The 20,840-nt window shown below is 64.2% G+C and carries 19 protein-coding genes; 10 read left to right on the plus strand and 9 right to left on the minus strand.

Going from position 1 to position 20,840, the window contains the following annotated elements:
• Positions 1 to 3 precede the first annotated feature (3 nt).
• The 4 genes from AC1DKY_RS08320 to AC1DKY_RS08335 are packed head-to-tail and all read left to right on the plus strand — an operon-like array spanning position 4 to position 3,822.
• A complete protein-coding gene (locus AC1DKY_RS08320) occupies positions 4 to 1,005 on the plus strand; it encodes a sulfate ABC transporter substrate-binding protein (RefSeq protein ID WP_441603388.1) in 1,002 nt (333 codons plus the stop codon).
• Positions 1,006 to 1,009: 4 nt separating this feature from the next.
• Positions 1,010 to 1,834: a sulfate ABC transporter permease subunit CysT gene (gene cysT / locus AC1DKY_RS08325; RefSeq protein WP_441603387.1), complete on the plus strand. Its 825-nt coding sequence runs from the start codon at positions 1,010 to 1,012 to the stop codon at positions 1,832 to 1,834.
• Entirely contained in the window at positions 1,831 to 2,694 is an 864-nt protein-coding gene (cysW, locus tag AC1DKY_RS08330; RefSeq protein ID WP_441603386.1) for a sulfate ABC transporter permease subunit CysW, read from the plus strand. The genes cysT and cysW overlap by 4 nt, the downstream gene beginning before the upstream one ends.
• Before the next feature lie 9 nt (positions 2,695 to 2,703).
• Positions 2,704 to 3,822 (plus strand): sulfate/molybdate ABC transporter ATP-binding protein, encoded by a 1,119-nt coding sequence (locus AC1DKY_RS08335; protein ID WP_441603385.1) that lies wholly within the window; start codon positions 2,704 to 2,706, stop codon positions 3,820 to 3,822.
• A 12-nt stretch (positions 3,823 to 3,834) separates the two neighbouring features.
• On the opposite strand, the gene AC1DKY_RS08340 is transcribed toward AC1DKY_RS08335, so the two are convergent.
• The 4 genes from AC1DKY_RS08340 to AC1DKY_RS08355 form a co-directional block, all read right to left on the minus strand.
• On the minus strand, positions 3,835 to 4,866 hold the full coding sequence (locus AC1DKY_RS08340) for a C13 family peptidase (RefSeq protein ID WP_441603384.1): 1,032 nt from the start codon (positions 4,864 to 4,866) through the stop codon (positions 3,835 to 3,837).
• A 17-nt stretch (positions 4,867 to 4,883) separates the two neighbouring features.
• Positions 4,884 to 5,570 carry an acireductone synthase gene (gene mtnC, locus AC1DKY_RS08345; protein WP_441603383.1) on the minus strand — a complete coding sequence of 229 codons (687 nt, stop codon included), beginning with the start codon at positions 5,568 to 5,570 and terminating at the stop codon, positions 4,884 to 4,886.
• A gap of 119 nt (positions 5,571 to 5,689) precedes the next feature.
• On the minus strand, positions 5,690 to 6,256 hold the full coding sequence (locus AC1DKY_RS08350) for a 1,2-dihydroxy-3-keto-5-methylthiopentene dioxygenase (protein WP_441603382.1): 567 nt from the start codon (positions 6,254 to 6,256) through the stop codon (positions 5,690 to 5,692).
• The gene (locus AC1DKY_RS08355; RefSeq protein WP_441603381.1) at positions 6,253 to 6,900 is read right to left on the minus strand and encodes a methylthioribulose 1-phosphate dehydratase; all 648 of its coding nucleotides are present in this window, start codon (positions 6,898 to 6,900) and stop codon (positions 6,253 to 6,255) included. Before AC1DKY_RS08355 ends, AC1DKY_RS08350 begins: the two co-directional genes overlap by 4 nt.
• Positions 6,901 to 7,063: 163 nt before the next feature.
• Between AC1DKY_RS08355 and AC1DKY_RS08360 the strand changes: the two genes are divergently transcribed.
• Positions 7,064 to 7,396 carry a high-potential iron-sulfur protein gene (locus tag AC1DKY_RS08360; protein WP_441603380.1) on the plus strand — a complete coding sequence of 111 codons (333 nt, stop codon included), beginning with the start codon at positions 7,064 to 7,066 and terminating at the stop codon, positions 7,394 to 7,396.
• 469 nt (positions 7,397 to 7,865) lie between these two features.
• Here AC1DKY_RS08360 and AC1DKY_RS08365 read toward each other — a convergent pair whose 3' ends face one another.
• Both AC1DKY_RS08365 and AC1DKY_RS08370 read right to left on the minus strand, forming a co-directional pair.
• Positions 7,866 to 9,308, minus strand: a complete 1,443-nt coding sequence (locus AC1DKY_RS08365; RefSeq protein ID WP_121879474.1) for an amino acid permease — start codon at positions 9,306 to 9,308, stop codon at positions 7,866 to 7,868.
• Positions 9,309 to 9,383: 75 nt separating this feature from the next.
• Entirely contained in the window at positions 9,384 to 10,889 is a 1,506-nt protein-coding gene (locus AC1DKY_RS08370) for an amino acid permease (RefSeq protein WP_441603379.1), read from the minus strand.
• 245 nt (positions 10,890 to 11,134) lie between these two features.
• Here AC1DKY_RS08370 and AC1DKY_RS08375 point away from each other — a divergent pair, with 245 nt between their 5' ends.
• Positions 11,135 to 11,668 carry an NUDIX hydrolase gene (locus tag AC1DKY_RS08375; protein WP_441603378.1) on the plus strand — a complete coding sequence of 178 codons (534 nt, stop codon included), beginning with the start codon at positions 11,135 to 11,137 and terminating at the stop codon, positions 11,666 to 11,668.
• Positions 11,669 to 11,677: 9 nt separating this feature from the next.
• Here the strand turns inward: AC1DKY_RS08375 and AC1DKY_RS08380 are convergent, their stop codons facing one another.
• The 3 genes from AC1DKY_RS08380 to AC1DKY_RS08390 all read right to left on the minus strand — a co-directional run bounded on the left by AC1DKY_RS08380 (position 11,678) and on the right by AC1DKY_RS08390 (position 16,425).
• A complete protein-coding gene (locus AC1DKY_RS08380; protein WP_046971474.1) occupies positions 11,678 to 12,211 on the minus strand; it encodes a 3-hydroxyanthranilate 3,4-dioxygenase in 534 nt (177 codons plus the stop codon).
• Positions 12,212 to 12,584: 373 nt separating this feature from the next.
• Positions 12,585 to 14,474 (minus strand): DNA topoisomerase IV subunit B, encoded by a 1,890-nt coding sequence (gene parE, locus AC1DKY_RS08385; protein ID WP_204635612.1) that lies wholly within the window; start codon positions 14,472 to 14,474, stop codon positions 12,585 to 12,587.
• A 151-nt stretch (positions 14,475 to 14,625) separates the two neighbouring features.
• Positions 14,626 to 16,425, minus strand: a complete 1,800-nt coding sequence (locus tag AC1DKY_RS08390) for an aminopeptidase P family protein (RefSeq protein ID WP_441603377.1) — start codon at positions 16,423 to 16,425, stop codon at positions 14,626 to 14,628.
• 224 nt (positions 16,426 to 16,649) lie between these two features.
• On the opposite strand from AC1DKY_RS08390, the gene cyoA reads away from it, so the two are divergent.
• The 4 genes from cyoA to cyoD are packed head-to-tail and all read left to right on the plus strand — an operon-like array spanning position 16,650 to position 20,680.
• Positions 16,650 to 17,648: a ubiquinol oxidase subunit II gene (gene cyoA / locus AC1DKY_RS08395; RefSeq protein WP_441603376.1), complete on the plus strand. Its 999-nt coding sequence runs from the start codon at positions 16,650 to 16,652 to the stop codon at positions 17,646 to 17,648.
• A 3-nt stretch (positions 17,649 to 17,651) separates the two neighbouring features.
• Positions 17,652 to 19,676 (plus strand): cytochrome o ubiquinol oxidase subunit I, encoded by a 2,025-nt coding sequence (gene cyoB / locus AC1DKY_RS08400; protein ID WP_441603375.1) that lies wholly within the window; start codon positions 17,652 to 17,654, stop codon positions 19,674 to 19,676.
• A gap of 3 nt (positions 19,677 to 19,679) precedes the next feature.
• Positions 19,680 to 20,312, plus strand: coding sequence for a cytochrome o ubiquinol oxidase subunit III (cyoC, locus tag AC1DKY_RS08405; RefSeq protein ID WP_441603374.1), 633 nt, complete (start codon positions 19,680 to 19,682; stop codon positions 20,310 to 20,312).
• Positions 20,312 to 20,680: a cytochrome o ubiquinol oxidase subunit IV gene (gene cyoD / locus AC1DKY_RS08410; protein ID WP_441603373.1), complete on the plus strand. Its 369-nt coding sequence runs from the start codon at positions 20,312 to 20,314 to the stop codon at positions 20,678 to 20,680. Before cyoC ends, cyoD begins: the two co-directional genes overlap by 1 nt.
• The last annotated feature ends 160 nt before the right edge of the window (positions 20,681 to 20,840 follow it).

The following is a 20,840-nucleotide window of genomic DNA, read 5'->3' on the forward strand; positions in this document are numbered from 1 at the left end:
GCCATGAAGAAGTCCATCCTCGTACTGCTGGTCGCCATCGGCGTGCTGCTCACGGCCGCCGCTGCCGCCAAGGATGTCTCGCTGCTCAACGTTTCCTACGACCCCACGCGCGAGCTGTACCGCCAGATCAATACGGCGTTTGCCGCGCAATGGAAGGCGCAGCACGGCGACAGCGTCGCCATCCAGATGTCGCATGGCGGTTCGGGCAAGCAGGCGCGTTCGGTGGTCGATGGGCTGCCCGCCGACGTGGTGACCCTGGCGCTGGCCTACGACATCGACGCCATTGCCGATCGCGGCCTGCTGGCCAAGGACTGGCAGAAGAAGCTGCCGAACAACGCCACGCCCTATACCTCGACCATCGTGTTCCTGGTGCGCAAGGGCAATCCCAAGGGCATCAAGGACTGGGCCGATCTGGTGCGCCCGGGTGTGCAGGTGGTGACACCCAATCCGAAATCCTCCGGCGGCGCGCGCTGGAATTTCCTGGCGGCCTGGGGCTATGCGCTCAAGCAGCCCGGCGGCAGCGATGCGACCGCCAAGGCCTATGTGAAAGAGCTCTTCAAGCACGTGCCCGTGCTCGATACCGGTGCGCGCGGCGCCACCAATACCTTTGTGCAGCGTGGCATCGGCGACGTGCTGATCGCCTGGGAGAACGAGGCCCTGCTGGCCCAGCGGCAGTTGGGCAACAACGCGTTCGAGATCGTGGTGCCGTCGATCACCATCGTGGCGGAGCCGCCCGTGGCGGTGGTCGACAGCAATGTCGACAAGCACGGTACGCGTGCGGTGGCGCAGGCTTATGTGGAGTTCCTGTATTCGCCGCAGGGCCAGGAGATCGCCGCGAAGAATTTCTATCGCCCGCGTTCGCCCGAGCTGTCTGCGCGCTACGCCAGCCAGTTCCCGGTCACGCATACCTTCACGTTGAGCGATCTGTTCGGCGACTGGCGCCAGGCGCAGGCGAAGTTCTTCAACGATGGCGGTGTCTTCGATCAGCTGGGCGTGGGTAGCTGAGTTCATGCGTCGACGCGTGCTACCGGGGTTCGGCATCAGCCTGGGCTACGCGCTGGCCTATCTCGGGCTGATCGTCCTGCTGCCGTTGGCGGCCCTGGCGTGGAAAGCGTCGGGGATTGGTGTCGAGGGTCTGCTGCGCCTGCTGTCTTCGCCCCGCACGCTCGCCGCGCTGCGCCTGAGCGTGGTCGGTGCGGTGGTCGCAGCCCTTGTCAACGCCGTCGTCGGTCTTCTCGTGGGCTGGGTGCTGGTGCGTTATCGCTTTCCGGGACGCCGCCTGTTTGACGCCCTGGTAGACCTTCCATTCGCCTTGCCGACTGCCGTAGCTGGCATCGCGCTCACTACGCTGTACGCGCCCAATGGCTGGCTGGGACAGTGGCTCGAACCCTTGGGCATCAAGGTGGCCTATACGCCGCTGGGCGTGTTCGTGGCGATGGTGTTCGTGGGCTTTCCATTCGTCGTGCGTACCTTGCAACCGGTACTGGCATCGCTGGAGAGCGATGTCGAAGAAGCTGCCGAAAGTCTCGGCGCACAACGCTGGCAAACCTTCTTCCGTGTGATCCTGCCGATGCTTGCGCCGGCGTTGCTGACCGGCTTTGCGTTGGCGCTTGCGCGTGCCGTCGGCGAATACGGGTCGGTGATTTTCATCGCCGGCAATATCCCGATGCGCTCGGAAATCGCGCCCTTGCTGATCGTGCAGAAGCTCGAACAGTTCGACTACGCGGGCGCTGCGGCGTTGGGCGTAGCCATGCTGACGATATCGTTTGTCTTGCTGGTGCTGGTGTCCCTGCTGCAGCGCTGGAGCCATCGCTGGCAGGAGCGATCGCTATGAGCGCCGTGATGCGTTCCCGCCCGGTAGGGTGGCCGCGCCGCGTGGTGCACGTGGTGCTGATTGCCCTGGCGCTGGTCTTTCTCGTGCTGTTCCTGCTGCTGCCGCTGGCAACGGTATTCGTGGAGGCTTTTCGGCAGGGCGTGGCGCCATATCTGGAGGCGATCAAGCAGCCCGAGGCGCTGTCTGCCATCAAGCTCACGCTGCTGGTGGCGGTGATCGCCGTGCCGTTGAACCTGGTGTTTGGCGTGGCAGCTGCCTGGGCCATGACGCGCTTCGAGTTTCCCGGCAAGGCCTTGCTTGGCGCCTTTATCGACCTGCCGTTTTCGGTGTCGCCGGTGGTGTCGGGCCTGGTCTATGTGCTGCTGTTCGGTGCGCAAGGCTGGTTCGGGCCGTGGCTGGACAGTCATGGCATCAAGATCATCTTCGCCGTGCCCGGGTTGGTACTGGCCACGATTTTTGTGACGCTGCCGTTTGTCGCCCGCGAACTGATTCCCTTGATGCAGGCCCAGGGTAGCGAGGAAGAAGAAGCCGCACGCGTGCTGGGCGCCAGCAGCTGGCAGATGTTCTTTCGCGTCACCTTGCCCAATATCCGCTGGGCGCTGCTGTATGGCGTGCTGCTCTGCAATGCGCGCGCCATGGGCGAGTTCGGTGCCGTCTCGGTGGTTTCCGGTCATATCCGCGGGCTGACCACGACCATGCCGCTGGAAGTGGAAATGCGTTACAACGAATACGAATACGTCGGCGCCTTCGCCATCGCCTCGCTGCTGGCGATGCTCGCGCTGCTGACGCTGGCGCTGAAATCCCTGCTGGAATGGCGTTACGGCGACGAGATCGCCGCGCACGCTCCCGGTGGCCATTGAGAGTGCGGCATGACGCTTGAATTGTCCCGACTCCATCGTCGTTTCGCCGGCTTCCAGGCGCTGGACGACGTGAGCCTGAGCATCGCCCCGGGCGAGTTCCTGGCCTTGCTGGGGCCGTCGGGTTCGGGCAAGACCACGCTGCTGCGCATTCTTGCCGGCCTGGACTATCCCGATAGCGGCAGCGTGCACAACGACGGTGAGAATTTTCTTGCGCAGCCGGCACGCGAGCGTCGCATCGGCATGGTGTTCCAGCACTACGCCTTGTTCCGGCATCTGACGGTGATCGAGAACATCGCCTTCGGCTTGCGCGTGCGGCCATGGCGGTTGCGCCCGTCACGCAGCGAGATTCGCGCACGCGTCGACCGTCTGTTGCGCCGCGTGCAACTGGAAGGATTGGGTACGCGTTATCCGGCGCAGCTTTCCGGTGGCCAGCGCCAACGCGTGGCGCTGGCGCGCGCTCTCGCCGTCGAGCCCGACATGCTGCTGCTGGATGAGCCCTTTGGCGCGCTCGACGCGCAGGTGCGCGTGACGCTGCGGCGCTGGCTGCGCGAGCTGCACGAGGAACTGGAGCTCACCACCGTATTCGTTACGCACGACCAGGAAGAAGCGCTCGAACTGGCAGACCGCGTGGCCGTGATGAACAACGGGCGCATCGAGCAGGTCGGCACGCCCGAAGTCATCTATCAGCAGCCGGCCACGCCCTTCGTGTGCGAGTTCATCGGCAAGGTGAACCGCTTCAACGTGTGGAGCGGTAGCCAGGGCTTCGCGGCCGGCAGCTGGTCGCTGCAGGATGACCCGTGGCAAGGGCGCTTCACCGAGGCCGTGGCCTATGTGCGGCCCGAACAACTACGGCTGGCGGCGCCGGCCTCGCAACCGGCCTGGGAGGCGCGCCTGCGCCATATCTACCTCGCTGGCAGCGTGGCGCACCTGGATCTTTATGTGGCCTCGCTCGACCTCTCGCTGGAAGCGGACGTGGCCAGTGAAGATCTGTCGCGACTGGGCCTGCAGGCCGGCATGGAGCTGCGTGTCGCGCCGCGCGGTGCGGTGTTGTTTCCGCTCGATCGCGATGGACGGCCGCTGAGCGCGGAACGCTGGATCTGGCAGGCGCGCAGTCCCGTGCCTGCTTAAAGAACTGCGGACTCAGCGCGAACCGGTGGGGCGGTCCAACACGGCTGCCGGGGCGGCCGGCTTGAATGCCACCGCCGGTCCGGGCGTCACGTGCTTGCGCCACAAGGCGAGCTGCGCGGCAATGCCGTCGCCCGCGTTCATCTGCGGCTCGGACGGCGTCAGCTTGTCCTTCGCTTCCCACTGCGCGATTTCAGCGGATGCCTGGCGGAATGCTTCCATGAAGTCCGGCGTGCGATTGAGTCCATCGACCAGCCAGGCGCGACCGAAATAGGTGATGTCCGAATCCGTGCCGCAACCGAACGAGCTGCGATCGGAGCGTGCCGCCGTGATCACCAGCGTGCCGCCTCCTTGCAGTGGTGGCACAAAGCCGCCCGAGTAGCAGGCGTTGACCACCACGACCTTCCACTTGAAGGGACGCTTGCTGAGGATGTCCGACAGATCGCTCGCGCCGATCTGGTCCAGCGGCAGCGGATCCATGTCCACCAGCAGGTTGTGGTCTTCGTCGCCGTGGGTGGTGAGGTAGAGCAGCAGGATGTCTTCATCCGGCTTCATCAGCGTGGCGAGGCCGTCGAGCGTGGCTTCCAGATTGCTCCAGCTGGCCAGCGGGTGTTTTTCCAGCGAACCGGGATTGTTCTCCAGCACCATCACGTGGGTGTCGGCGCCGAAGCGCTGGGGGAACATCTTGGCGGCATATTCCGCTTCATTGCGGAACACATCCTCGCCACCATCGGCGCCGAACGCGACGACGTAGAGGTTGGGGCGACCGGCGGTGCGCGGGCCAAGTTCAGCCAGCGCCTTCTGCACCATCGTCCGCTGGCCGTACATCACCTGCTCGGGCGATGGCGCCTGCGCCGGCCAGTTGTCGCCGGCGGAACTGTCGTCGTCGGTGGTCGCGCTGGTGGTCGCCGGTGTCGGCGCGCTCGCGCCAGCCGCGGGCAGCTGCCCTTGCTCGGCGACGGGCGCCAGGGGCAGGTGATGGGACAGGCCAACCATGAGCAAAACGCCGGCTGCAAATGCGAGCAGGGCGATCAGAGCGGTACGCATGGCGGGAGCCCGTGAGGTCAGAGAACGATGTCGTCGAACGTGCGATAGGCCGGATGGCGCGGCGCATCGGGAATTTCCAGCGGCTCGCGCAACAGCCAGCCGGTGCGCATTCCTGCGTCGCGGGCGGCGTCGAGTTCTTCAACGATGTCCGAAAGGAACAGGATATGCGCGGGTTGCTCGCCGAGCGCTTCGGCAATCAGCTCGTAGGAGCGGCGCTCGCGCTTGGGACCGGTCTCGGTATCGAAGTAACCGGAGAACATCGGCGAGAGGTCGCCCGCGTCGCTATAGCGGAAGAACAGCTTCTGCGCCGGCACCGAGCCTGACGAATAGACATACAGGTGCAGACCGTCCGCGCGCCAGGCATGCAGCTTGGCCGACACTTCCGGATAGACGTGGGCCTGGTAGTCGCCGGCCTCATAGCCTTCCTGCCAGATCATGCCCTGCAGCGCCTTGAGCGCGGTGGACTTGCGGTCCTGCTTGATCCAGCGCAGCAGCAGCTCGATCACCTCCTGGCGCGGCGCTTCGACAATGCCTTCTTCCTTGGCCGCCTCGTGCAGCCAGTGCTGCACCTCGGGCTTGTCGCCGTGCGTCTCGATGAAGGCAGGCAGCCGCTTATAGGCGTACGGAAAAAGTACGTCCTTGACGAAGCTGATCGAGCTGGTGGTGCCCTCGATATCGGTGACGATGGCGCGGATGACGGTCATACACAAAACCGGGAAACAGGAGCGACAAGCTTACCCGGCGCCGGGTCCCCGGGCGAGCGCCGGTACGCCGGTTCATGATCCCGTTCACCCGGCGGCCGCGACGGCGGCCGGGAATCGTCTCAGGCAGCCGCCGTCGAGGCGTGCGGCGTCATGCGGGGAAACTGCAGGGCGATGTCTTCGCCGGTGAACTGCGCCACCCAGCCTTCCTTGTTGGTGAACAGGCGAATGGCCACGAAATAGGGCGATTCGCTCATGTCGAACCAGTGGCGGGTACCGTCCGGCACGCCGATCAGGTCGCCCTGTTCGCACAGCACGTCGTACACCTTGCCGTTCACGTGCAGGGTGAATTGGCCGGCGCCGGCGACGAAGAAGCGCACCTCGTCCTCGCTGTGGGTGTGCTCGCTGAGGAATTTCTGGCGCAGCGTCGCGCGGTCCGGGTGGTCGGGCCTGAGGCTGATCACGTCGACCGCCTGATAACCCGCCTCGGCCATCAGCCGGTCGATGTCGCTGCGGTAGGCGGCGATCACTTCATCCTGGCTGGCGCCGGGAGCGATCGGCTGGTTCGCTTCCCATTGTTCGAAACGCACGCCGATCTTCGCCAGTTCGCGCGAGATGTCCGCGTGCTCGGTATGCACCGACAGCGGGGCTTGCGGTTGGGTGTCGTTGAAAATGCGCAGGCGGCTCATGCGGAGAGGCTCCTCAAGTCGAGTTCGCAGCCGAGCAGGAATTCCAGCGCCTCCAGATGGCGGCGCGTCTCGGCCATGTCGCGGCCCCAGGTGTAGATGCCGTGACCGTTGATGAGATAGGCGTGCAGCGAGCGGCCGCTGTCGAGCCAGGCCTCCACCTGCGCGACCAGCTCCGGCATGTGCTGCGTGTTCGGGAACACCGGGATAGCCAGCTCGGCATCGTGGGTGGTCTGTCCGGCAATGGCCTTCTGCAGCTCCCAGCCTTCCAGCTTCACCACGCCGTCGCGGGCGAACAGGCGCGAGGCCACGCTCTGCGTGCGCGAATGCGTATGCAGGACCACGTTGATCTCGGGAAAGCGGCGGTAGATCTGCGTGTGCAGGTCGGTTTCGGCGCTGGGGCGGGCGCTGGTGCCCACGGCCTGGCCGTTCATGTCGATCAGCATGATGTCGTCGCGGCCGAGCTTGCCCTTGTCTCGACCGGAGATGGTGATCGCGGCGTGATCGCCATCGATGCGCATCGAGAAATTGCTGCTGGTGGCAGGCGTCCAGCCGGCAGCGGCAAGCTCGCGCGCCGCCTCGGCAATGGCGTCGGAACGCTCGGCGAACAGCGCGGTGGAGATCGTGTCGGGGAGAACCTGGCTCATGATGTATGGACGTCCAAATGAGTTGGCACTATACCACGCCGGTTTCCGGCATATGCCGAAAATGCGATCCATTCTCACGACTTATCGCTGGCGCGAGTAGCATCGGCAGAAGGTTGGCCACGGGCGTGGCGAACATGAATGTTTCAAGACGGAGGTTGGACCTATGTCGCATGAGAAAGATATCGAATCGCGTCGCCGTTTTCTCAAGGCCGCAGCCGGGACGGCTGTCGCCGCGGCCATGATCGGCTCGCTGCCGCGCGTATCGCGTGCTGCCGATCTGCCGCACCTGGCTGACTCCGATCCGACGGCCAAGGCGCTCGGTTACGTCGAAGATGCCAGCAAATCGACCGATGCCAAGCGCAAGGCGGGCGATGTCTGCTCCAACTGCCAGTTCTATACCGGCGCGGCAACCGGCTACGGTCCGTGTCAGCTGTTCCCGGGCAAGGCGGTGAATGCGAAGGGCTGGTGTGTATCGCACGCACCCAAGAAAGCCTGATCGCAGCACACATCACGCAATCGAAGGCCGGCATGCGTGCCGGCTTTTCTTTGCGCGTGACATCAGCGTCACGCACGCGGCGACGCACATGGCATCGACGGTTTTACTACTTATGGGTAACAACTCGAACCGAAGAACTCGGTGAGAGAGAAGATGCTGCCCAGACGCGTCAGGCCGAGGAGCTGACCCGCCTGACGCGCCGGGCGGCAATCCGGGGCCCACTGCCAAGTGATCAACCCACGGAGCACAGATGATACTCCCGGCCGGGCATTTTTGGGCCCGTGGCGGCCAAAATTTTCTCGAAAAAGTCTCGTTAAATCCAATAAAAACAATAACTTGCTAGACTATTAGAGATTGGCGATCACGAATAGCCTTCCAGGGTCGATCATTCCTTCCTGGGGAGCAGGGTGTGGCTTTTTGGATTTTCGGCGACGTTGGCGGCAGATCGCCGCCAAGATCGCCAGGCCCTTCAGGAAGGGCGGTGGAGGCGGCTGTGGCGGATGCCGTAGCCGAAGTAGATGGCCAGGCCAATGACCGTCCATATGATCATCAACAGCCAATTGAACCAGGCCATGGCGCCCAGCAGGGCCAGGCAGCTGATCACGCCGGCGGGGCAGATAAACCACACCCACGGCACGCGGAAGCCGCGATGCAGCTGGGGTGCCGTGTAGCGAAGAATCAGCACGCCGGCGCATACCGCCACGAAGGCGATCAAGGTGCCCATCGAGGTAAGGTCGGCCAGCAGGTCGAGCGGAAACACGGCAGCGAGCACCGCGATGCCAATGCCGGTGATCACCGTGTTGATGTGCGGCGTGCGGTGCTTGGGATGAATGCGATTGAAGATCGGCGGCAACAGGCCGTCACGCGACATGATCATGAAGATGCGCGGCTGCGCGATGATCATCACCAGGATCACCGACGACAAGCCGATCATCGCGCCGATTTCCACCACCCAGCGCAGCCAGCCCAGTTCCGGATGGTTCTTGATCGCCGTCACCACCGGTTCGCTGGTGCCCAGCTCGGTGTAGGAGATCAGGCCGGTCAGCACCGCCGCCATCGCCAGATAGAGGATGGTGCAGATCACCAGCGACACCAGGGTGCCGAAGGGCAGATCACGCTGCGGGTTCTTGCATTCCTGCGCGGCCGTGGAAGTGGCCTCGAAGCCGATATAGGCGAAGAACACCATCGCCGCGCCGCGCATGATGCCGGACCAGCCGTACTTGCCCGGTGCTTCGTTGGCGGGAATGAACGGATGCCAGTTGGCCGGATCGATGTAGCGATAACCGGCCACCACCACCACGATGATCAGGCCCACCTTGAGCGCCACCATCAACACGTTGAGGCCCGCCGATTCGCGGATGCCGACGTAGCACAGCCAGGTGAGGGCGAGCACGATCGCCACCGCGGGCAGGTTCATCAGATGCCCGGTGGTGACCAGGTGTCCGTCGGTGAAGGCCAGCGGCGCTTCGGTCAGCGAGGTGGGCAGGTGGATGCCCACCTGATCGAGCATGCTGGTGAAGTAACCGGTCCAGCTGGCCGCAACGGCCGAGGCTGAGATGCCGTATTCCAGCACCATGTTCCAGCCGATAAACCAGGCCAGCAGCTCACCGAGCGTGGCATAGGCGTACGAATAGGAGCTGCCCGAGACCGGAATCAGCGTCGCGAACTCGGCGTAGCACAGCGCCGTAAAGCCGCTGCACAGCGCCGCCAGCATGAAGGAGATCAGCACGGCAGGGCCGGCGTGTTCGGCGGCGGCCTGTCCGGTCACCACGAAGATGCCGGTGCCGATCACGGCGCCAATGCCTAGCGCGGTGATGCCCCAGGGGCCGAGGGTGCGGCGCAGAGTGGGGCCGTGGGACGCGTCGTCGGCGTCGGAGAAATCGGTTTTGCGAGCGAATAACTGTTTGAGCATGCGTCGGCCTGGTGCCACGAGAGGCGCGGGATTCAAAACGAGAGGGCCGGCGCTAAGCCGGCCCTTCGTGTCAGATCAGGAGTTTTGCTTGCGTAGCTTGCTATGGGAATACCCATAGAGGAAATAGATGAGCATGCCGATGATGGTCCAGCCCAGCATCAGCGGCCAATTGGCGCGGAACGACTGCCAGAACAGATACAGGCAGATCACCGAACCGAGCACCGCCACCGTCCATACGCCGATCATGCCGCCCGGCACGCGGAACGAGCGCGGCAGTTCCGGACGCGTATAGCGCAGGATCAGCACGCCGATGCACACGGTGGTGAAGGCCAGCAGCGTGCCCATCGAGACCAGCTCACCCAGGATGCTCACCGGGAACAGGCCGGCGATCACCAGCGCAGCGACGCCGGCGATGATGGTGGCGACGTGCGGCGTGCGGTGCGAGGCGTGTACGCGCGACATGCCCTTGGGCAGCAGGCCATCCCGCGCCATGCTGAAGAAGATGCGCGAGGTGCCCAGCAACATCACCAGGATCACCGAGGACAGGCCCGCCAGCGCACCGAACGAGACGATGGCCTTCAGCCAGGTCAGCTGCGGATAGAGGCTCAACGCCGTGGCCACCGGTTCCGGCGTGCCCAGCATGTGATAAGGGGCAATGCCGGTGAGCGTGAGCGCCATCGCGATGTACAACACGGTGCAGATGGCGAGCGAACCGAGAATGCCGATCGGCATGTCGCGCTGCGGGTTCTTCGCTTCGCCGGCGGCGGTGGAAACCGCATCGAAGCCGACGTAGGAGAAGAACACCAGCACCGCGGCGCGGAAGATGCCGCTCGTACCGAAGCGGCCCGGGCCTTCTTCCGGCGGAATGAACGGATGCCAGTTGGCCGGATTGATATAGCGGAACGAGAAGATCAGGAACAGCGAGATCACCAGCACTTTGATCGTCACAATCAGCGAGTTGACGAAGGTGGACTGGGTGATACCCACGTAGCAGAGCCAGGTGAGTCCGGACACGATCAGCACGGCCGGCAGGTTGATCAGCGCACCGGTGGTCACGATCTGGTGCGTGTCGGTGAACTTCAGCGGCGCGCTTGCCAGATAGTCAGGCAGCGCCATCGGGATCCCGGTCCAGTGTCCGAGGATGGAGAGGCACTCGTTGAAATATCCCGACCAGCCTGCCGCCACCGTGGCGACGGCAAACAGATACTCGAGGACGAGATTCCAGCCGATGAACCAGGCGACGATCTCGCCGAGCGTGGCATAGGAGTAGGCGTAGGCGCTGCCCGATACCGGGATCATCGCGGCGAACTCGGCGTAGCACAGGCCCGCAAATGCGCAGGCGATGCCGGCGACGATGAAGCTGATGACCAGGGCAGGGCCCGCGTGTTCGGCGGCGGCCTGGCCGGTGATGACGAAGATACCCGCGCCGATCACTGCGCCGATGCCCAGCGTCACGAGATGACGCGCGGTGAGTACGCGCTTGAGGCTGGTTTCGCCTTGCAGGCCGTCGTGGGGCAGCTCGCCCGCGTCGACGTGTGGCGACGCCTCAATCGGGTGCGTCGCGAACAGGTTTTTAAGCATGTTTCTCCCCTACCGCCGGAATTCTCGTTTCTTAAAAGCGTGAAACCGTGACTTTCGCCATGGCCATTAACGTCGCTTCCCCTGCGACGACGCGGAACCATAGCCCAGCGGGCCTTGGGGGTACAAGCTGCATTGCGGCTGGGCGGGAACGCGCTGCCGGCCCGTGCCAGTCTCGGCGGCGTCTGGAATAATGCGGCCCGCCGTGCCGCAGCTGCGCGGCCGGTTTTGACTGACACGGACTATCGATGGACACGTTGTTTGCACAGCTCCAGAACTATCGCCAGCAATGGCCGCAGGAGAGCGATGCCGGGCATTTCGAGGCATTTCTGGGCGAGGGCCAGCGTGTGTTCTTTCGGGAGGCGCTGGAAGGTCATTTCACCGGTTCAGCGTGGCTGGTGAGCGCCGATGGAGAGCGTGTTCTGCTCACCCATCACCGCAAGCTGGGCCGCTGGCTGCAGTTGGGCGGTCATGCCGACGGCGATGCGGATCTCGCGCGCGTCGCGCTGCGCGAAGCCGAAGAGGAATCCGGTCTGGTTGACCTGAGTGTCGAGGCGGAGCCGTTCGACCTGGATCGCCATCGCATTCCTGCGCGCGGCGAAGAGCCCGAGCACTGGCACTACGACGTGCGTTACGTCGTTCGTGCGGGCGCCAGCGAAGCCTATGTGATCAATGAGGAATCGAACGCGCTGGCATGGCGCTCCATTCGCGATATCGCCGAAGATCCATCGGCGGATGCATCGCTGGCACGCATGGCGCGCAAGTGGTTGTTGCGCGCTTGATCGCTTGCCTCAGGCGGGCTGCCCGGAATATTTCGCCGGCGCCGGATTGAGGTGGCCGCATTCGACGCAGGTACGTGCGTCGATCGAGCGATAGAAACGCTCAAATACCGGCGGAAAATCCCGCTCGATGCTGTCGAGGGTGAAATATTCCTCGTACAGCTTGTGGTTGCAGCGCTCGCAGTACCACATCAGGCCGTCTTTCTCGCCCGCCAGTCGGCGGCGTTCGATCACCAGCCCGATGGATTCGGGCAGGCGTTGCGGCGAATGCGGCACGCACGGCGGCAGATAAAACATCTGGCCGGCGCGGATAGGAATGTCGCGTGCCACACCCTCATCCTGCACCTTCAACACCATCTCGCCCTCGAGCTGGTAGAAGAACTCCGGACCTTCGTCGTAGTGGTAATCGGTGCGGGAGTTCGGCCCGCCCACGATCATCACGATGAAGTCGCCGTCGACAATGCACTTGTTGCCGACCGGCGGCTTGAGCAGATGCCGGTGCTCGTCGATCCAGCGCTGCAGGTCGATGGGAGGCGTGAGGGCCATGGGTGCTCCGGGGGCGGGAGATCATCAAGATAGCGCCGGCGGCATCGTTTGGGAAAGGGTGTCGCACGGTGTAGTTGCGCTGGGGCAAGCGAACGATCGAGGCCGTGGCGCCTCGGAACCCCTCAGGGCCACAGCCAGCCCGCTCTTTGTAGGAGCGCACTTGTGCGCGACCAGCCTACGGAGCGGTACACCTCCGCGCTGCGGTCGCGCACAAGTGCGCTCCTACAAGGGGTGCGCAGAATCTGGAATGCGGATCTTTGTGGGAGCGCACCCTGTGCGCGACAAACCTACGGAGCGATACACCCGGGCGTGGCTGTCGCGCACAGGGTGCGCTCCCACAGACAAGCAGCGGTCTGCAGCTGGGTGAGCGGACTCAGACCTCGAGCGTCGCCAGATCGCCCTTTTCCTCAAGCCACGCCTTGCGATCACTGGCGCGCTTCTTGGCCAGCAACATATCCATCAGCTTGGTCGTGCCGTCGTCACCATCCACGGTGAGCTGCACCAGGCGGCGCGTGTCGGGATGGATGGTGGACTCGCGCAGCTGCGGCGGATTCATCTCGCCCAGGCCCTTGAAGCGGGTGGTGTTGACCTGGCCCTTCATCTTCTCGCGCTGCACGCGTTCGAGCATCGCGTTCTTCTCGTTCTCGTCCAGGCAGTAGAACACCTGCTTGCCCACATCCACGCGGAACAGCGGCGGCATGGCGACGAAGACATGGCCCTCGCGCACCAGCGACGGGAAGTGGCGCAGGAACAGCGCGCTCAGCAGGGTGGCGATGTGCAGACCGTCGGAGTCCGCGTCGGCCAGGATGATCACCTTGCCGTAGCGCAGGCCGGAGAGATCGTCCTTGCCCGGATCGCAGCCGATCGCCACGGCGAGGTTGTGCACTTCCTCCGAAGCCAACACCGAGCCCGACTCCACTTCCCAGGTATTCAGAATCTTGCCGCGCAGCGGCAGGATCGCCTGGAATTCCTTGTCGCGCGCCTGCTTGGCGCTGCCGCCGGCCGAATCGCCCTCGACCAGGAACAGCTCGGTGCGGGTGAGGTCGGTGGCGGTGCAGTCGGCCAGCTTGCCGGGCAGGGCGGGGCCTTGGGTGATCTTCTTGCGGACGACTTGTTTGGCAGCTTTCAGGCGGGCGCTGGCGCGCTCGATGGCGAGCTGCGCGATGCGTTCGCCCAGATCCACATGCTGGTTGAGCCACAGGCTGAAAGCGTCGTGGATGACGTTCTCGACCATGCCCGCGGCGTTGCGCGAGGACAGGCGCTCCTTGGTCTGGCCGGCAAACTGTGGGTCCTGCAGCTTGGTCGACAGCACAAAGGCGAGGCGCTCCCACACGTCTTCCGGCGCCAGCTTCACGCCGCGCGGCAGCAGGTTGCGGATGTCGCAGAACTCGCGGATCGCATTGGTGAGACCCGAACGCAGGCCGTTCACGTGCGTGCCGCCCTGCGCGGTGGGAATCAAGTTGACGTAGCTCTCCTGCACCAGCTCGCCTTCCGGCAGCCAGGCGAGGGCGACGTCGAGGCCGTCCGCTTCGCGCTGGATATGGTGCACGAACAGTTCGGCGGGAATCGCTTCCGCGCCGTCCAGCTCGTCGCGCAGGTAATCGCGCAGGCCGTCCTCGTAGTACCACTCGTTGACTTCGCCGGTCGCCTCGTCGGTGAGCTTCACGCTCAGGCCTGCGCACAGCACCGCCTTGGCGCGCAGCAGGTGGCGCAGCTTCGACAGCGAGATCTTCGGCGAGTCGAAGTATTTCGGGTCAGCCCAGAAGCGCACGGTGGTGCCGGTCTTCTTCTTCGGCACCGAACCGATGATGTCGAGATCGCTGGCGCGGTCACCGTTTTCGAACGCCATGCGGTATTCGTTGCCGTCGCGGCGGATGGTGACTTCCACGCGGTTGGACAGCGCATTGACCACCGACACGCCCACGCCGTGCAGACCGCCGGAGAAGTTGTAGTTCTTGCCGGAGAACTTGCCGCCCGCATGCAGGCGCGTGAGGATCAGCTCGACACCCGGCACACCTTCTTCCGGATGGATATCCACCGGCATGCCGCGGCCGTCGTCGCTCACTTCCACCGAACCGTCGGTGTGGACGATTACGTCCAGCGTCTTGGCGTGGCCGGAAATGGCCTCGTCCACCGAGTTGTCGATGACTTCCTGCGCCAGATGGTTCGGGCGCGAGGTGTCGGTATACATGCCCGGGCGGCGCTTGACGGGGTCAAGGCCAGAGAGGACTTCAATGTCGGCGGCGTTGTAGCGACTGCTCATGGGGAAGGATCGGGTTGGCTAAGACGGGGAGGATGGGTTGCCGGGGGCGGGAAGGTCAAGCGTCCCTTTGTAGGAGCGCACTTGTGCGCGAACCGGCCCGGCCGAAGGCCGGGTCGCGCACAAGTGCGCTCCTACAAGGAGGTTGTGGCGTCTAGAGTGGCGCGCAGTGCCGCTCCAGCCACACTAGGTCCGCATCTTCCAGCAACGGCGCCAGCGCGGCGCGTACGGTGGCATGGTAGTCGTCCAGCCAGGCCCGTTCCTCAGGATTGAGCAGTTCCGGCTCCAGTGCGCGGCGGTCGAAGGGGCACAAAGTGAGCGTCTCGAACGCGTAGAACTCGCCGAACTCCGTCTTGTCGGCCTCGATCACCACCGCCAGGTTCTCGTGGCGGATGCCGTGGCGGCCCGGCTTGTACAGGCCGGGCTCGATCGAGGTGATCATGCCCGGGTCCAGCGGCACCAGGGTGGCGCCCGAGGCGGGCGGGCGAATGCCTTGCGGGCCTTCGTGCACATTAAGGAAGTAACCGACGCCATGGCCGGTGCCGTGGCCGTAGTCCATGCCGCTGGCCCAAAGCGGCGCGCGAGCGAGCGCATCAAGCTGCGGGCCGCTGGCACCCTTGGGAAAGCGGGCGCGGCTGAGAGCGATCAGGCCCTTCATGACCAAAGTGGCGTCGCGGCGCTGCTCGGCGGTGGTGTCGCCCAGGGCGAGCACGCGGGTGACGTCGGTGGTGCCGCCCAGGTATTGGCCCCCGGAATCGACCAGCAACAGGCCCTGCGGCTTCAGCGTGCTATGGGCTTCCGGCGTGGCGCGGTAGTGGGGCAGGGCGCCATTGGCCTGATAGCCGGCGATGGTCGAGAAACTCTCGCCGACGAAATTGGGTTGTGCGGAACGTTCTTCGCGCAGCAGGGCATCGACGTCGAGCTCGGTCTGCTTCATGCCGGCGGTGACGCGTTCCTCCAGTCGGCGGAACGCGCGCACCAGGGCCGCGCCGTCACGGCGCATGGCGTCGCGGACATGTTCCAGCTCGCCTTCTGTCTTGCGCGCCTTGAACAGCGTCGACGGATTGGCCGCCTCGATCGGCGGCGCGGCAGCCGGAATCGCCGACGCCACGGCCACCACAACGCGGTTGCCGTCCAGCAATAGTCGATCTTGCGCGGTCAGTTCGGCCAGCGCATCGGTCACCGTCGCGTAATCGGCGATGCGCACCTGGTCGGCGTGGAGCGCCTGCACCAGGGCGTCGCTGAGCTTGCCCCGATCCACGAACAGGGTGGCGTGTCCTTCGGCCTGCACCAATAGATGCGCGAGGAACACCGGGTTGCACTCCACATCACTGCCGCGCAGGTTGGTCAGCCAGGCGATGTCGTCGAGGCTGGACACCAGATGATGAGTGGCTCCCAGCTTGCGCATGGCGGTGCGCAGGCGACCGAATTTGTCGCTACGTGGCTGGCCGGCGTAGCGGGCCGGATGTTCCACCACCGGCGCAGCGGGCAGAGCGGGACGATCCGGCCAGATCAGCCCCGGCAGGTCCAGATCCGTGCGCAACTTTGCGCCGTTGCGTTCCAGGCGCCGCTCAAGCTGCCGCGCTGCGGACAACGAAAAGCTGTCGCCGGCAACAGCCAGCACCTGATCCTCGCTCAAGCGCTCGAGCAGCCACTCGATATGTTCCGGCGCATGCGCCACGCGCTGCTTCATCAGTTCGACGCCGCTTCCGGCCAATTCCGTGGCGGCCTGCGCGAAATAGCGGCTGTCGGTCCATAAGCCCGCGTGATCGGCCGTGACCACCAGCGTGCCGGCCGAGCCCGTAAACCCGGACAGCCATTGGCGAGCCTGCCAGTGCGCGGGCAGATATTCGGAAAGGTGAGGGTCGGCGCTGGGCACGAGGCAGGCGGCGATGCCGTGTTGCTGCATGGCTTGCCGCAGGGCGGCCAGTTTCATCGGCGTGGTGAGGTCCATCGGCGCATGTTAGCAGGGGCGCGGCGTCGTCGATTTTCCTGAAATGTCGACCAAGGTCGACGATGGAATGCGGGTGCGCGAGCTTGCTTTTTCAAGTCAAGTGGTCGCGACCTCGTGCGCAAAATGTTGCATGTGCGGCATTGTGTCTCTAGGAGGCGAAAACGCTCGGACAAATCGCTACCATGCCGCCCGTCCCCACGCTGTACCCCAGGTAGTCAGTGAACATGCATGCCCTTATTTCGCGCTTGCGCTACGCAGGCGTTGGCGCCGCTGTGTTGCTCAGCGGTTGCAACTTGGAAGTCCTCACGCCCAAGGGCGACGTGGGTTCCCAGGAGAAGTCCCTCATCCTGATCGCGCTGGGCCTGATGGCCATTGTGGCCATTCCGGTGATCGCGATGACGCTGTGGTTCCCCTGGCGCTACCGCAAGGCCAACAAGAAGGCCACCTACGCGCCGACCTGGTCGCACTCGAGCAAGATCGAAGTGGTGGTGTGGACCATCCCCGCGATCATCGTGGCCATCCTGGCCGTGATCACCTGGACGAGCTCGCATGCGCTCGATCCGTACAAGCCGCTGGAGTCCGAGGCCAAGCCGGTGACGGTGCAGGTCGTGTCGATGGACTGGAAGTGGCTGTTCGTTTATCCGGAATACGGCGTGGCTTCGGTCAACGAGCTGGCCTTCCCGGTCGATCGCCCGGTCAACTTCCAGATCACCTCCGATTCGGTGATGAACGCCTTCTTCATCCCGCAGCTGGGTAGCCAGGTCTACGCGATGGCGGGCATGGAAACCAAGCTGCACCTGATCGCCCGCGAGCCGGGTGCGTACGACGGCCTGTCGACCAACTTCAGCGGCGAAGGCTTCTCGGACATGCACTTCAAGGCCATCGCCACCTCGGAAGATGGCTTCAAGGACTGGATCGCCAAGGCCAAGGCCACGCCGACCACGCTCGACGCCGACAGCTACAAGACGCTGGCCAAGCCCAGCGAGAAGACGCCGGTTGCCTACTACGGCAACGTCAGCAACGGCTTGTTCTCCAGCGTGCTCAACCAACACATGGACGGCATGTCGCATGACGCCGGCACGCACGAAGCGATGTCGATGGACATGCACCACGACGCGCCGGAAGAAAGCATGCAGATGGACATGCACGAACACCAGGACGGGGGCGCCCCGCTGTCGAACAGCGTGTCCTCGAACATCACCCCGGCCAAGGCAGAGAAGTAAGCCATGTTTGGAAAGCTCACCCTTGACGCGATTCCCTATCACGAGCCGATCGTGATGGTGACGCTCGCCGCCGTCATCCTTGGCGGCCTGGCGATGCTCGCGGCTCTTACCAAGTTCCGTCTGTGGGGTTACCTGTGGAAGGAGTGGTTCACCTCGGTGGACCACAAGAAGATCGGCATCATGTACATCATCGTGGCGCTGGTCATGCTGCTGCGCGGTTTCGCCGATGCGCTGATGATGCGTTTGCAGCAGGCGACGGCTGCGGCCGATTCGGCCGGTTACCTGCCGCCACACCACTTCGATCAGGTGTTCACCGCCCATGGCGTGATCATGATCTTCTTCGTGGCGATGCCGCTGATCACCGGCCTGATGAACATGGTCGTGCCGCTGCAGATCGGCGCGCGCGACGTGGCGTATCCGTTCCTCAACTCGCTCAGCTTCTGGCTGTTCCTGTCGGGCGTGTTCCTGGTGATGGTGTCGCTGTTCGTCGGCGACTTCGCCGCGACCGGCTGGCTGGCGTATCCGCCGCTGTCGGGGCTTGATTACAGTCCAACGGTTGGCGTCGATTACTACATCTGGGCACTGCAGTTATCCGGCCTGGGCACCACGCTGAGCGGCATCAACTTCATCGTGACCATCATGAAGATGCGCACGCCCGGCATGACGCTGATGAAGATGCCGGTGTTCACCTGGACGGCGCTGGTCACCAACATCCTGATCGTGGCCGCGTTCCCGATCCTCACGGTGACGCTGGCGCTGCTCACGGCTGATCGTTATCTCGGCATGCACTTCTTCACCAACGATCTTGGCGGCAACGCCATGATGTACGTGAACCTGATCTGGATCTGGGGCCACCCCGAGGTCTACATCCTGGTGCTGCCGTGCTTTGGCGCGTACTCGGAAATCGTCGCCACGTTCTCCAAGAAGCCGCTGTTCGGTTACAAGTCGATGGTGTACGCCACCTCGGCGATCGGCGTGCTGTCGTTCCTGGTGTGGCTGCACCACTTCTTCACCATGGGTTCGGGTGCCAACGTCAATGCCTTCTTCGGCATCATGACGATGATCATCTCGGTGCCTACCGGCGCGAAGCTGTTCAACTGGTTGTTCACCATGTACCGCGGCCGCGTCGAAATGACCGTGCCGATGCTGTGGACGATCGGCTTCATGGTTACCTTCGTGGTGGGCGGCGTCACCGGCGTGCTGATGGCGGTGCCGGGTGCGGACTTCGTCCTGCACAACAGCGTGTTCCTGATCGCGCACTTCCATAACGTGATCATCGGCGGCGTGGTGTTCGGCTGCCTGGCGGCGATCAACTACTGGTTTCCCAAGGCGTTTGGCTTCCGCTTGAACGAGGCCTGGGGCAAGGCGTCGTTCTGGTGCTGGCTGGTCGGTTTCTACGTGGCCTTCGTGCCGCTGTACATCCTCGGCCTCAAGGGCATGACGCGTCGCATGAACCACTATGCGAACCCCGATTGGCAGCCTTACCTGATCGTCGCCGCCATCGGCGCGGCGATCATCGCGGCCGGCATTTTCTGCATCCTGGTGCAGTTCTACGTCAGCGTGCGCGACCGCAAGAAGCTCACCGATCCCAGCGGCGACCCGTGGGGTGGCCGCACCCTGGAATGGTCGATCAGCTCGCCCGCACCGTTCTACAACTTTGCAACGCTCCCCCAGGTCCGTGAACTGGACCAGTTCTGGGAAGACAAACAAAACGGAGTCGCCTACGTGCAACCTGCCAAGTACGAAGACATTCACATGCCCCGCAACACCGGCGTCGGTGTGGTCATGGGCGCGTTCGGTACGGTCCTGGGTTTTGCCCTGGTGTGGCACATCTGGTGGATGGCGGCGATCGGCCTGCTCGGCATGATTGCGTCCTTCATCGTGCGCGCCTACGACCGCGACGTCGATTACTGGGTGCCGGCGGCCGAAGTGGAGCGCATCGAGCGTTCGCGTCACGCCCAGCTCAAGCAGTTCCAGACCACGCAGGTGGCTCCGGTGGCGGCGCCGCAGCGTCAGAAGGTGGCGTAAGTCATGAGCAGTCCTGCAGTAAGCGCCGCCCACGGCGCGCTCGACGGCATCTCCCACGGGGGAGATGCCCATCACCACGACGATGGATCCAAGACCCTGCTGGGGTTCTGGATCTATCTGATGAGCGACTGCCTGATCTTCTCGGGCCTGTTCGCGACCTTCGCCGTGCTGGGCAACGCCACCGCCGGCGGCCCCAGCGGCAAGGAGCTGTTCGAACTGCCGTACGTGCTCGGCGAGACCATGCTGCTGCTGATCTCGTCGGTCACCTTCGGCATGGCCATGCTCGCCATGCACGCCGGCAAGAAGAACCAGCTGCTGGCGTGGCTGGCGGTGACCTTCGTGTTTGGTGCCGGCTTCATCGGCATGGAAGTGCATGAGTTCGCCAAGCTGATCGCCGACGGCGCCGGTCCGAGCCGCAGTGCGTTCCTGTCCAGCTACTTCACCCTGGTCGGCACCCACGGTCTGCACGTGACCTGCGGCCTGATCTGGCTGGTGGTGATGATGGACCAGATGCGCCGCTACGGCCTGACCGACGCGACCCGTCGCCGTCTGTCCTGCCTGAGCCTGTTCTGGCATTTCCTGGACATCGTCTGGATCTGCGTCTTCACCTTTGTCTACCTGCGGGGGGCCATCTGATGTCCGCCAATCATTCCCCCCACGACGCGGCCCATCACGACGCCGCCCACGGCAGCACCAAGTCCTACCTGATCGGCTTCGTGCTGTCGGTGGTGCTGACCCTGGCCTCGTTCGGCGTAGTCATGAGCGGCAAGGTCCCGCACGACCTGATGATGCCCGGCATCATCGTGTTCGGCGTGGCCCAGCTGATCGTGCAGCTGGTCTACTTCCTGCACATGGGCACCTCGCCCTCGCAGCGCGGCAACCTCGCCATCATGCTGTTCACCTTGCTGATCCTGGCCATCGTGGTGGTCGGCTCGCTGTGGGTGCTGCACAACATGAATGTGAACATGATGCACCCGACGTCGCAGATGGTGCCGGTGGAGTAAGCCGGGGCTGCTGCGTGACGACCAAGGCGCCCTCGGGCGCCTTTGTTGTTTTTAGCCCGTCATTCCGGCGCAGGCCGGAATCCAGTAGCGGCAAGGCCCGGTCTTAGCCTGCCGCCGCCACTGCTGTCGCTAAAACCGCGCCGTCCCGCTACTGGATTCC

The sequence above is a fragment of the Dyella sp. 01N448 genome, from assembly GCF_056399225.1.

Excerpts from the sequence above, each read along its gene's own strand:
- cyoC (WP_441603374.1), top strand. The coding sequence starts at position 19,680 with ATGAGCAGTCCTGCAGTAAGCGCCGCCCACGGCGCGCTCGACGGCATC.
- cyoD (WP_441603373.1), top strand. The coding sequence starts at position 20,312 with ATGTCCGCCAATCATTCCCCCCACGACGCGGCCCATCACGACGCCGCC.
- AC1DKY_RS08355 (WP_441603381.1), bottom strand. The coding sequence starts at position 6,900 with ATGAGCCAGGTTCTCCCCGACACGATCTCCACCGCGCTGTTCGCCGAG.
- mtnC (WP_441603383.1), bottom strand. The coding sequence starts at position 5,570 with ATGACCGTCATCCGCGCCATCGTCACCGATATCGAGGGCACCACCAGC.
- AC1DKY_RS08340 (WP_441603384.1), bottom strand. The coding sequence starts at position 4,866 with ATGCGTACCGCTCTGATCGCCCTGCTCGCATTTGCAGCCGGCGTTTTG.
- AC1DKY_RS08335 (WP_441603385.1), top strand. The coding sequence starts at position 2,704 with ATGACGCTTGAATTGTCCCGACTCCATCGTCGTTTCGCCGGCTTCCAG.
- AC1DKY_RS08390 (WP_441603377.1), bottom strand. The coding sequence starts at position 16,425 with ATGGACCTCACCACGCCGATGAAACTGGCCGCCCTGCGGCAAGCCATG.
- AC1DKY_RS08365 (WP_121879474.1), bottom strand. The coding sequence starts at position 9,308 with ATGCTCAAACAGTTATTCGCTCGCAAAACCGATTTCTCCGACGCCGAC.
- AC1DKY_RS08380 (WP_046971474.1), bottom strand. The coding sequence starts at position 12,211 with ATGGCCCTCACGCCTCCCATCGACCTGCAGCGCTGGATCGACGAGCAC.
- AC1DKY_RS08320 (WP_441603388.1), top strand. The coding sequence starts at position 4 with ATGAAGAAGTCCATCCTCGTACTGCTGGTCGCCATCGGCGTGCTGCTC.
- cysW (WP_441603386.1), top strand. The coding sequence starts at position 1,831 with ATGAGCGCCGTGATGCGTTCCCGCCCGGTAGGGTGGCCGCGCCGCGTG.
- AC1DKY_RS08360 (WP_441603380.1), top strand. The coding sequence starts at position 7,064 with ATGTCGCATGAGAAAGATATCGAATCGCGTCGCCGTTTTCTCAAGGCC.
- AC1DKY_RS08350 (WP_441603382.1), bottom strand. The coding sequence starts at position 6,256 with ATGAGCCGCCTGCGCATTTTCAACGACACCCAACCGCAAGCCCCGCTG.
- cyoB (WP_441603375.1), top strand. The coding sequence starts at position 17,652 with ATGTTTGGAAAGCTCACCCTTGACGCGATTCCCTATCACGAGCCGATC.
- AC1DKY_RS08375 (WP_441603378.1), top strand. The coding sequence starts at position 11,135 with ATGGACACGTTGTTTGCACAGCTCCAGAACTATCGCCAGCAATGGCCG.
- cyoA (WP_441603376.1), top strand. The coding sequence starts at position 16,650 with ATGCATGCCCTTATTTCGCGCTTGCGCTACGCAGGCGTTGGCGCCGCT.
- parE (WP_204635612.1), bottom strand. The coding sequence starts at position 14,474 with ATGAGCAGTCGCTACAACGCCGCCGACATTGAAGTCCTCTCTGGCCTT.
- cysT (WP_441603387.1), top strand. The coding sequence starts at position 1,010 with ATGCGTCGACGCGTGCTACCGGGGTTCGGCATCAGCCTGGGCTACGCG.
- AC1DKY_RS08370 (WP_441603379.1), bottom strand. The coding sequence starts at position 10,889 with ATGCTTAAAAACCTGTTCGCGACGCACCCGATTGAGGCGTCGCCACAC.